This is a genomic window from Bacillus sp. LR_5, assembly GCF_042709275.1.
Window position 1 is genome coordinate 1 of record NZ_JAVAXX010000212.1, and the last position, 11,464, is coordinate 11,464.

At 44.3% G+C, this 11,464-nt stretch carries 8 protein-coding genes and 1 pseudogene; 8 read left to right on the forward strand and 1 reads right to left on the reverse strand.

The window, feature by feature from the left end:
• Positions 1–263: 263 nt before the first annotated feature.
• From mcpA to rhaA, 8 genes and pseudogenes are all read left to right on the forward strand, one after another.
• A pseudogene (gene mcpA, locus RAC86_RS28010) lies at positions 264–1,160 on the forward strand (methyl-accepting chemotaxis protein); the annotation flags it as partial.
• Positions 1,155–2,105 (forward strand): methyl-accepting chemotaxis protein, encoded by a 951-nt coding sequence (locus RAC86_RS28015; RefSeq protein WP_369877620.1) that lies wholly within the window; start codon positions 1,155–1,157, stop codon positions 2,103–2,105. The pseudogene mcpA and the gene RAC86_RS28015, both read left to right, overlap by 6 nt.
• 113 nt (positions 2,106–2,218) lie before the next feature.
• The gene (locus tag RAC86_RS28020) at positions 2,219–4,207 is read left to right on the forward strand and encodes a methyl-accepting chemotaxis protein (RefSeq protein WP_377886254.1); all 1,989 of its coding nucleotides are present in this window, start codon (positions 2,219–2,221) and stop codon (positions 4,205–4,207) included.
• A 135-nt stretch (positions 4,208–4,342) separates the two neighbouring features.
• Positions 4,343–6,412 carry a bifunctional aldolase/short-chain dehydrogenase gene (locus tag RAC86_RS28025; protein WP_377886255.1) on the forward strand — a complete coding sequence of 690 codons (2,070 nt, stop codon included), beginning with the start codon at positions 4,343–4,345 and terminating at the stop codon, positions 6,410–6,412.
• 57 nt (positions 6,413–6,469) lie between these two features.
• On the forward strand, positions 6,470–7,246 hold the full coding sequence (gene rhaR, locus RAC86_RS28030) for a rhamnose catabolism operon transcriptional regulator RhaR (protein ID WP_009968057.1): 777 nt from the start codon (positions 6,470–6,472) through the stop codon (positions 7,244–7,246).
• A 4-nt stretch (positions 7,247–7,250) separates the two neighbouring features.
• Positions 7,251–8,708: a rhamnulokinase gene (gene rhaB, locus RAC86_RS28035; RefSeq protein ID WP_088326831.1), complete on the forward strand. Its 1,458-nt coding sequence runs from the start codon at positions 7,251–7,253 to the stop codon at positions 8,706–8,708.
• Between the two features lie 17 nt (positions 8,709–8,725).
• Positions 8,726–9,040 (forward strand): L-rhamnose mutarotase, encoded by a 315-nt coding sequence (rhaM, locus tag RAC86_RS28040; RefSeq protein ID WP_014480666.1) that lies wholly within the window; start codon positions 8,726–8,728, stop codon positions 9,038–9,040.
• A 25-nt stretch (positions 9,041–9,065) separates the two neighbouring features.
• Entirely contained in the window at positions 9,066–10,340 is a 1,275-nt protein-coding gene (rhaA, locus tag RAC86_RS28045; RefSeq protein WP_377886257.1) for an L-rhamnose isomerase, read from the forward strand.
• A gap of 40 nt (positions 10,341–10,380) precedes the next feature.
• Here rhaA and iolU read toward each other — a convergent pair whose 3' ends face one another.
• The gene (gene iolU, locus RAC86_RS28050; RefSeq protein ID WP_003228926.1) at positions 10,381–11,367 is read right to left on the reverse strand and encodes a scyllo-inositol 2-dehydrogenase; all 987 of its coding nucleotides are present in this window, start codon (positions 11,365–11,367) and stop codon (positions 10,381–10,383) included.
• Between the last annotated feature and the right edge of the window lie 97 nt (positions 11,368–11,464).

Genomic DNA, 11,464 nt, shown 5'->3' on the forward strand with positions numbered 1-11,464 from the left:
CAGTATTGTATAAGAGACAGGGAAATTAGTTACTTTTGTTAAATTTCTTCTTTTTTGCTGTATATATTTACCCATTTCCAGCCGATATGAAGGGTAGCATAAAAAAGGAGAAATGAATGATGAAAAAAATACTCCAACTCATAAAACAAAGATCAATTACACGGAAGCTTCTCGTTTCCTTTCTGTCGATCCTCATCATACCGGTTGTCATATTGGCGATCTTTGCGTATCAATCGGCTAGCAGCTCACTCGACAGACAGATGATGGGGAGCGCATTGGAAAATGTACAGCAATTAAACGAAATCATTAACACCAGCATCGGCGAAAAAGAAAACAGTGCTGATTATTTCAGCGAATGGCTGACAAAAGAGAAATACAATGCAAAAAGCAATGCAAGCATTGCAGAGAAATTCTCACAATATATCAGCATTAACAAGGATGTAGAATCCATTTATACAAGCGACACAAAAGGGCACTTTACCCGCTATCCGGATCTTCCGATGCCAAGCGGCTATAATCCGGTTGAACGCGACTGGTACAAAAAAGCGGTTGCAAATAAAGGGAAAGTCGTGATCACAGACCCTTATAAAACCGCGTCGACAAATACGATGGTTGTGACAATCGCCCAGCAGACAAAAGATGGTTCAGGCGTTATCGCAATCAACATGACGATTGAAAATCTGCTGAAAACAACCAAAAAAGTCAACATCGGCACACAAGGCTACGCATTTATCATGACGAAGGACAAAAAAGTTGTCGCTCACCCGAATGAAAAATCAGGAACTGAATTAAAAGGCGACTGGCTCGATAAGATGCTGAACGCTGATAAAGGCGATTTTCAATACACCATGGACGGCGATAAGAAAAAAATGGCCTTTGACACAAACAAGTTGACGGGATGGAAGATCGGCGGCACCATGTATTTGGATGAAATCCATGAGGCAGCCCAGCCTGTCCTTCACCTTGCTTTAATTGTCTTGGCCGCAGCTATTATCATAGGGATTATCGTCATGACTTTGATCATTCGGTCGATTACAACACCGCTGAAACAGCTTGTCGGTTCCTCTAAGCGGATCAGCGAGGGAGATTTGACGGAAACCATTGATATCCGTTCAAAAGATGAATTGGGCGAGCTCGGCAAAAGCTTTAACAATATGGCATCGTCACTTCGTTCTCTCATACACGCCATCCAGGATTCCGTAGATAATGTTGCCGCTTCCTCTGAGGAGCTCACTGCATCAGCTGCGCAAACGAGCAAGGCAACAGAGCACATTACATTGGCGATTGAACAATTTTCTAACGGCAATGAAAAACAAAACGAAAACATTGAAACGGCAGCAGAGCACATTTATCAAATGAATGACGGGTTGACGAATATGGCTCAAGCTTCTGAAGTGATCACTGATTCATCTGTTCAATCGACAGAAATTGCAAGTGAAGGCGGCAAGCTTGTTCATCAAACCGTCGGCCAAATGAATGTCATTGACAAGTCCGTTAAAGAAGCGGAGCAAGTCGTACGCGGATTGGAAACGAAATCGAAAGATATTACAAACATTTTGCGTGTGATCAACGGCATCGCAGACCAGACGAACCTGCTTGCCTTAAACGCAGCAATTGAAGCAGCGCGCGCAGGCGAGTACGGCCGCGGCTTCTCCGTTGTAGCGGAAGAAGTAAGAAAACTGGCAGTACAGTCAGCAGATTCAGCAAAAGAGATTGAAGGATTAATCATCGAAATTGTGAAGGAAATCAATACATCACTCGGCATGTTCCAATCTGTCAATCAAGAGGTGCAGACAGGACTTGACATCACAGATAAAACAGAAATGAGCTTCAAACGCATTTCTGAAATGACGAACCAAATCGCCGGCGAACTGCAAAATATGAGTGCGACGGTTCAGCAGCTTTCTGCCAGCTCCGAAGAAGTTTCGGGAGCGTCTGAGCACATTGCATCTATTTCAAAAGAAAGCTCAGCGCATATACAAGATATCGCGGCGTCAGCTGAAGAGCAGCTAGCTTCCATGGAAGAAATCAGCTCGTCTGCAGAGACCCTTTCCTCTATGGCGGAAGAGCTTCGCGATATGACCAAACGATTTAAAATCGAATAATAAGCCTTAACACCCAAGCTTGTTGTGCTTGGGTGTTTTTTTTAGTTTTTTTATTAAACCTTTTATCCTAGTTTGACGATATTAGATTTATCTTAAAGGAGGAGTCAACGAGAATGGGAAAATTCATACAATGGATCAAACAGCCATCGATCAGCAAACCGCTAATCGCTGCGTTTCTGGCAGTGCTTATTTTGCCGGTTGGGGTTTTAGCATATTTCAGTTATCAATCAGCTTGGAACGCGTTAGACAGAGAGCTCATAAGCAGTGCGAAGGGAAGTGTTGAAGAACTAAACAGTACGCTGCAAAATAAATTAGAAGATAAAGTAAAAGCAATAGATTATTATAGTGAGACAGTCGATAAAGACATATTGTTAGGCAAAAACAAAACATTACTGAAAGAGAAATTTAAGCAGTACACGACACTTAACGACGATGTAGGCGCAATCTATGCTGCCTCAGAAGATAAGAAGCTTTATAAATATCCGGATAGCGGTGTTCCGAAAGGCTTTGATCCGACAGGACGTGACTGGTACAAACAGGCGGTTGCGGAAAAAGGACAAGCTGTTTTCTCAGAGCCGTATACTGATGAAGCGACAGGAGATATCGTTGTCACAATTTCAAAACAATTAAAAGACGGTTCAGGGGTTATAGCGCTAGATTTAAACCTGGATGAAGTGCTTACTGCATCAAAAAGAATCAAAATCGGTAAAGAAGGCTTTGCATTTATTACAACTGGCAACAAAAAATATATCGCCCATCCGACCATTAAGCCGGGGACAACCGGTTCCGGCGATTGGACAAACCAAGTATATTCCAAAAAAGAAGGTTCATTTGAATATACATTCGAAGGCAAAGAAAAGAAAATGGCCTTTACGACAAATAAACTGACTGGCTGGAAAATCGCGGGCACATATTTTGTCAGTGAATTGCGAGATGCTTCAAGCCCGGTGCTGAACACTGCGGTTATCATTCTATGCGTGTCGATTGTAATCGGCGGCATACTCATACTCTATATTATCCGTGCCATCACCAAGCCGTTAAGAAAACTTGTCTCAACGTCTGCAAAAATCAGCAGCGGAGATCTCACAGAAGTCATTGATATTCACTCGAAAAACGAGTTTGGCCAGCTTGGCGAAAGCTTTAATGAAATGTCTGCATCATTGCGTTCTGTAATCGGCGTTATTCAAACGTCTGTAGAAAACGTTGCTTCATCTTCTGAGGAGCTGACGGCAAGCGCAGCCCAAACAAGCAAGGCAACTGAACATATTACACTTGCCATCGAACAGTTCTCAGATGGCAACGAGGCACAAAGCGAGAAACTGGAAACAAGCTCAAATCATCTTTCTCAAATGAACGAGGGGATTTCAAAAGTGGCTCAGGCCTCTTCAACCATTACGAAATCATCGATTCAGTCCTCTGAGGCAGCGGGCAGCGGAGAAAAGCTGGTGGAGCATACAGTCGGCCAGATGAAAACAATTGACCAATCCGTTCAAAAAGCGGAAGCGGTTGTGAAGGGCCTTGAAACAAAATCGCAAGACATCACAAGCATCTTGAATGTGATTAACGGCATTGCTGATCAAACCAACCTGCTTGCATTAAATGCTGCGATTGAGGCGGCAAGAGCGGGAGAATACGGAAGAGGTTTCTCAGTAGTTGCGGAAGAGGTTAGAAAACTTGCTGTACAATCAGCAGACTCCGCCAAGGAAATTGAAGGATTAATTCAAGAGATTGTCAGGGAAATCAGCACCTCACTTTCAATGTTCCAATCCGTGAATCATGAAGTGAAAGAAGGCTTGCAGATTACGGATCAAACAGCAGAAAGCTTTAAACAAATCTATGAGATGACAACCCAAATTTCCGGCGAATTGCAAAACTTGAACGCGACGGTTGAACAACTGTCAGCCGGATCACAGGAAGTGTCAAGTGCTGTTGAAGATATTTCTGCAGTGGCGAAAGAAAGCTCAGCAGGCATTCAGGATATCGCAGCTTCGGCGGAAGAACAGCTTGCGTCCATGGAAGAAATCAGCTCTTCAGCGGAAACGTTGGCAAACATGGCGGAAGAACTTCAGGACATTACGAAAAAATTTAAAATTGAATCATAATGAAACGAGAAAGCGGCATATCTGCTGCTTTCTTTTTTGTCGAAAACAAAAATAAACAAAAACAATTCAAAAACAAACAGAAATCATATATAATGAAAACGGATACGAATAAAAGGGGATGGAGGAATATCAAATATGGTGAAGCATATATGGGATTCAGACCGAGCTGCAAAGCTGCCTAAAGGTGTAGAGGAATTGGTGTATAGGTCCAATTTGATCGGGTCAGACCGCACTGTCTGCAACTGGGGCGGGGGGAATACATCTATGAAAACAACGGAAAAGGATTTTAGAGGCCGTGAAATAGAAGTCATGTGGGTAAAAGGAAGCGGTTCGGATTTGGCAACAATGAAAACGCATAACTTTACCGGTTTGAAATTAGATGATATCCGCCCGCTGATTAAAAGGGACCAAATGCCAGATGAAGAAATGGTAGACTACCTGTCTCATTGTATGATAGACAGCAAACATCCCCGCCCTTCAATTGAAACGCTATTACACGCTTTTCTGCCATACAAACATGTTGACCATACCCATCCAGATGCGATTATCAGCATATGCTGTGCAGATAATGGAAAACAAATCGCTGAAGACATTTACGGAAACCGATTTGTATGGGTGCCATACGTTCGCCCTGGATTTACTTTGTCTAAAATGATCTCTGAAGGCGTAGCAAACAATCCCCACGCCGAGCTTGTATTAATGGAGAAACACGGCTTAGTCACTTGGGGAGAGACGTCTGAAACATGTTATCAAAAAACGATATCCATCATTCAAGAAGCCGAGCAGTATATTAACGATCGTATCAATCAGCATGAGGTATTCGGAGGCAAAAGGTATCAGCCGCTGCCGGAGGATAAAAGAAAACAAATCTTGGCAGGCATCATGCCTGTGATCAGAGGAGCAGTAAGTGAAGAAAAGAAAATGATCCTTTCCTATGATGATCATGACGATGTCTTGGAATTTGTAAACAGTGTCCAAGCGCCAGCACTTTCGCAAATCGGTGCGGCATGCCCGGATCACCTTGTTCACACAAAACGGGTTCCGCTGTACATTGATTGGAATCCGGAAACTCAAGATGTGCACAAGCTTGCAGATCTGATCAAGTCAGGAGTCGAGACCTTTACATCAGAGTACCAGGCTTACTTTACACGCAATCAGCAGGATGGGGATCAAATCTTTGAATCCGCCCCGCGGGTGATATTGATTCCTGGAGTCGGAATGGTGAATACAGGAAAAAGTTATGCCATGTCTAAAGTAAGCGGGGCTTTATATCGGAGGGCCATCGCCGTGATGAAAGGAGCAACCGCTCTGGGGCAATTTGTTTCTTTACATGAAAATGAATCCTACCATGTCGAATATTGGCCGCTCGAACTATATAAACTCACGCTGGCCCCGCCGGAAGCAGAATTTTCCCGAAAAGTAGCGTTGATAACTGGAGGAGCCGGCGGAATCGGCAGTGCAGCATGCCGCCGATTTGCAGCTGAGGGAGGGCACGTGATCGTAGCTGATCTGAATATAGAAGGTGCACAGAAAATTGCCGGGGAAATAAACGATGCATACGGAGAAGGACGGGCAATGGCTGTCAAAATGGATGTGACAAAGGAGGAAGACGTACAATCAGCTTTTGAACGAGCGGCGCTTGCTTACGGCGGCATTGATATCGTCGTCAATAATGCCGGGCTGGCCACATCAAGCCCATTTGACGAAACAAGTCTAAAAGAATGGAATCTTAATATGAATGTTTTAGGAACAGGCTATTTCCTTGTAGCCCGTGAAGCGTTTAAACAGATGAAACACCAAAATAGAGGCGGAAGCATGGTATTTGTCGGATCGAAAAATTCGGTTTATGCGGGCAAAAACGCCTCTGCCTACAGCTCGGTTAAGGCGCTTGAAACCCATTTAGCAAGATGCATTGCTGCAGAAGGTGGAGAATTCGGCATTAGGGTCAACTCTGTTTTGCCTGATGCGGTTCTTCAAGGATCGGCAATCTGGGGTTCAAGCTGGCGGGAGGAACGAGCCGCGGCGTACGGGATTGAACCGGATCAGCTGGAGGAACATTACCGGAAACGGACAGCATTGCTCGTCAATATTTACCCGGAAGATATTGCCGAAGCCATTGCATTCTTCGCTTCTTCCAAAGCCGAAAAAACAACGGGCTGCATGATCACGGTAGACGGCGGCGTCCCTGCTGCTTTTACGCGTTAGAAATATGCTATGATAAAAAATATAAGACGGACTACGATATGAGGAAGGGCGTTACCGATGCTAGTAGCAGAACGGCAGCAAAAAATAGTGGAAATAGTAAATATGCGTTCAAGCATCCGCGTTTCCGAATTAAGTGACATATTTTCAGTCACAGAGGAAACCATTCGGCGTGATCTTGAAAAGCTTGAAAAAGAACATAAACTGAGCCGGAGCCACGGAGGAGCGGTCAGTATTCAGCAGAAGGAATCAGAAATTCATTTTTCTGAACGGGAAATCACGAATGTCATCGAAAAAAAAGCCATCGCTCACGAAGCGGCCAAATATGTAAAAAGCGGAGACCGAATCATTCTCGATGCAAGCACAACCGCTTGGTACATGGCAAAAATACTCCCTGACATTGAGCTCACCGTGATTACAAACTCAATGAAAGCAGCTATTGAACTCAGCAATAAAGAAAACATATCAGTCATTTCAACAGGCGGCATTTTGCTGGAAAAATCATTATCGTTTGCCGGCCCGTTAGCAGAGCGTTCACTTGAGACCTATCATGTCAATAAAACCTTTCTGTCATGTAAGGGATTTGACGTACACAACGGGATGAGTGATTCAAATGAGTGGCAGGCGCTGCTCAAAAAACGGATGATCGAAAGGTCGGACCAGACCATTTTGATGGCCGATTCAAGCAAATGGGGGAACCGCGAGTTTTCACATATTGCCTCGCTGCAAGATGTCAGCCGCCTTATTACGGATTCTGGACTTGATCCGGCATCGGTAAAAGCTCTTGAGGACAAAAAGGTGAAGGTGACAGCTGTTCCTCTTTCGAAGAGAGGGTGAAAGGATGATTTATACTGCCATTGATATAGGCGCATCAAGCGGGAGAATCATGGTAGGTGAACTGAATGAAGGGAAGCTTGACATACAAGAGATTCACAGGTTCGCTAACGGTTTCAGTCAAAGAGACGGGCATTGCTTTTGGGATATTGATCATTTGCTAAAACAAATCCTGCAAGGACTGCAAAAAGTAAAGACGCTTGGGTATGAACACTGCACCGTAGGCATTGATACATGGGCAGTTGATTATGTCTTACTGGACGAAAAAGGCGATCGGTTGCGGGAAGCAATCTCCTACCGTGATAGAAGAACAGATCACACAATAGACAAACTGGAACATATCCTCTCAAAAGCCGCAATTTATCAAAAAACAGGAATACAATTTCAGCCTTTCAACACGATCTATCAATTGTATGAGGAAGACCGTGAGCTGCTGATAAAGACAGACAAAATTATGATGATTCCTGATTATTTAGGCTATTGTTTAACCGGAAAAGCTGTAACGGAAATCACAAATGCGTCCACAACACAGCTTTTAAACGCCTCAACGGGAAATCTTGATCCTGAATTGCTTGAAGCCGTGTCCGTTCAGGAACAGCAATTTGCCCCGCTGACTGAACCGGGGTGTGAACTCGGGAAGCTAAGAAATGAGTGGTTCCCGGATTATGATCTCCCGGCGTGCAAGGTGATGACAGTCGCAACACATGATACGGCCTCGGCCGTCATTGCAGCGCCAGGCGTACATGATGGCTGGGCGTATATCAGCAGCGGAACATGGTCGTTAATCGGGGTTGAAAACAAAACACCGATAATAACTGATCTTGCTTTAGAAAACAACTATACAAATGAACGCGGTGCAAACAACACCATTCGCTTTCTCAAAAACATTATCGGCATGTGGGTAATACAAGAAGTCAGACAGCAGTTACAAGCAGATTACTCCTTCCAGCAGCTTGCAGAAGAAGCCAAAAAAACAGAACCATTCCAGCAATTTATAAACTTAAATGATAAACGATTCCTGAATCCAGAAAACATGATAAAGGAAATACAACATTATTGCAGACAAACCCGCCAAAAGATTCCCCGCACTGCAGGCGAACTTGCCTGCTGCATCTACAGCAATTTAGCCATCATCTATGCGATAGCCATCAAAGAGCTCGAAACAATCACAGAACAACCGATCGAGCAATTTCATATCATCGGCGGCGGAGCCCGGAATGATTTCTTAAATCAATTAACGGCAGACATGAGTGGAAAAGCGGTATATGCAGGGCCGATAGAGGCAACTGCCACCGGAAATCTTTTGATGCAAATGATTGCTGCCAAAGAAGTCAAAGACATAAAAGAAGCCCGGCAAGTCGTCAGAAATTCCTTTCCGATCAAAGTGTTTACACCTAAAGACATTGACAGAAGCACGATCATTCAGTCATTTCAGCAAACTGTTTTGAAAGCGCTATCTAAATGATGAAGAGGTGAAAAGGTTTGAAAAGAAAAGCCAGTATCATGTTTGTCCATCAAGACAAGTACGAAGAATACAAACAGCGGCATGATGACATTTGGCCTGAGATGGCAGAAGCACTCAAAGCTCATGGAGCACACCATTATTCCATTTTTCTAGACGAGGAAACAGGCAGGCTTTTTGCATATTTAGAAATAGAGGATGAAGAGAAATGGAGAAAGATGGCGGACACGGAAGTTTGCCGAAGATGGTGGAAATCGATGGCGCCATTAATGAAAACAAATTCGGATTTCAGTCCTGTTTCGATAGATCTAAAGGAAGTTTTTTATTTGGATTAAAAAACTGATAAAGGGAGAGAGCCGTATGACCATAAAAGCCAATTATGACAGTGCAAAACAGGCATATGAAAAATGGGGAATTGATGTTGAAGAGGCGCTTCGGCAATTAGAGCAAGTGCCCATTTCGATCCACTGCTGGCAGGGTGACGACATTGGAGGCTTTGAAGTAAATAAGGGCGAGCTTTCAGGCGGAATTGACGTGACCGGCAATTATCCCGGAAAAGCGCAAACTCCTGAAGAATTAAGAAAAGATTTGGAGAAGGCTCTTTCTCTCATTCCTGGAAAGCACCGCGTAAACCTGCATGCGATATACGCAGAAACAAACAGGGAAGCGGTAGAACGTGACGAATTGAAGCCGCAGCATTTTGAAAACTGGGTGAAATGGGCAAAAAACCTTGGTCTCGGTTTAGATTTTAATCCAACCTTGTTTTCGCATGAGAAAGCGGCTGACGGACTCACTCTTTCACACCCTGATCCGGACATCAGAGAATTTTGGATCAGGCATTGCATCGCTTGCCGCCGTATCGGGGAATACTTCGGGAAAGAATTAGGAACACCTTGCTTGACGAATATTTGGATTCCCGACGGCTATAAGGATATCCCGAGTGATAGACTGACACCGCGTAAAAGACTAAAAGAATCACTGGATCGGATCTTCGCAGAGGAGATCAGTGAACAACACAATCTTGATGCAATCGAGAGCAAGCTGTTCGGGCTTGGCTCCGAATCATATGTTGTCGGATCTCATGAATTTTATTTAGCTTATGCTTTGACGAATCATAAGCTTTGTTTACTTGATACAGGCCATTTCCATCCGACTGAGACGGTATCGAACAAAATCTCGTCCATGCTGCTTTACACAGACAAGCTTGCCTTGCACGTATCGCGGCCTGTTCGTTGGGATAGCGACCATGTAGTGGTTTTGGATGATGAATTGAGAGAAATCGCTCTTGAAATTGTACGAAATCATGCTCTTGAGAAGGTCGCCATCGGTCTGGATTTTTTCGATGCCAGCATTAACCGTGTAGCCGCCTGGACCATCGGAACGAGAAATATGATCAAAGCTTTATTGTATGCCCTGCTTCTCCCGAACGGATATTTAAAACAATTGCAGGAAGAGGGCCGCTATACAGAAAGGCTGGCCCTGATGGAGGAATTCAAAACATATCCTTTCGGAGCCATCTGGGATTCCTACTGTGAGCAAATGGGCGTTCCGGTAAAAGAGGCATGGCTTCATGACATCAAAGAATATGAGCAACAGGTGCTTTTAAAAAGGAAGGCATCTTCTCCGATTGTCTAATAAAAAATCCGCCGCGGCATTTGCACGCGGGCGGATTTTTTTAAGCTTGATCAGCAGGGTATACAATCCCCATTTGCTTTCTTGCTTCTTCCATAATCTTTGCAGTGGTCAAAGACCGTTCAAATGTATTTTCTTCAGATTCCAGCTTATTCTCTTTTATGAGCGTGACAAATTCTTCTGCTTCATAGAACATCGCTGGTTTAGGATCAGGGATCGCGATGTTTTCAAGGCGGCCGTCCCGGTAGCGGATTTCAACACGTTCAGGCCGGTGAATCGTATCGATTACAATCGTCCCGTCTTCACCCTGGATTTCAGCCGGGGCATAGGAAGTAGAGATTTTAGAATGCATCAGAACAGCTTCGAACCCGTCGTAAGACAGAATGACAGTTCCTTCTCCGTCCACTCCGGAGGATAAAGCATATCCGTTTGCTTTTACATCCTTCGGCGCGCCAAACAACACAACAGCCGGATAAATACAATAGACGCCAATATCCATTAATGACCCATTGGAAAGCTCAGGCTGAAACGCATTCAAAACAGTTCCGCTTCTGAACGCGTCATACCGTGAGGAATACTGGCAGTAGCTTGCGGTAAATCTGCGGACAGTGCCGATTTTATGCAGGTGTTTTTTCAGCTCTTTGAAATTCGGCAGGAAAGTGGTCTTCATTGCTTCCATGAGAACAACGCCGTTTGCCTTAGCTGCTGAGATCATCTCTTCTGTTTCTTTTGTATTCGAAGCAAACGGTTTCTCACAAAGGACATGCTTGCCATGGTTCATAAAGAGAACGGCTTGTTCCTTGTGAAGAGCGTTCGGGCTCGCTATGTATACGGCATCAAAGCAATCGCTCGCCGCCATTTCCTGAAGGTCTGAGAAGGCATGCGCAGCGTTGTGTTTAGCAGCAAACTCGCCAGCGCGTTCAGCCGATCTTGAATAAACAGCAGTCAGCTGAAAATCTTCGATATCCGCTGCTGACTCAAGAAAGCGGTCTGTAATCCAGTTGGTTCCTATTATTGCAAAACGTATCACTCGTATCGCTCCTTTTGTATGATATAGCTAAATTATAGCCTGTCCCTTATACCCATCTGTAGCTGCAGACGAAGGCTTCGGTGTAGATCGCGATGGA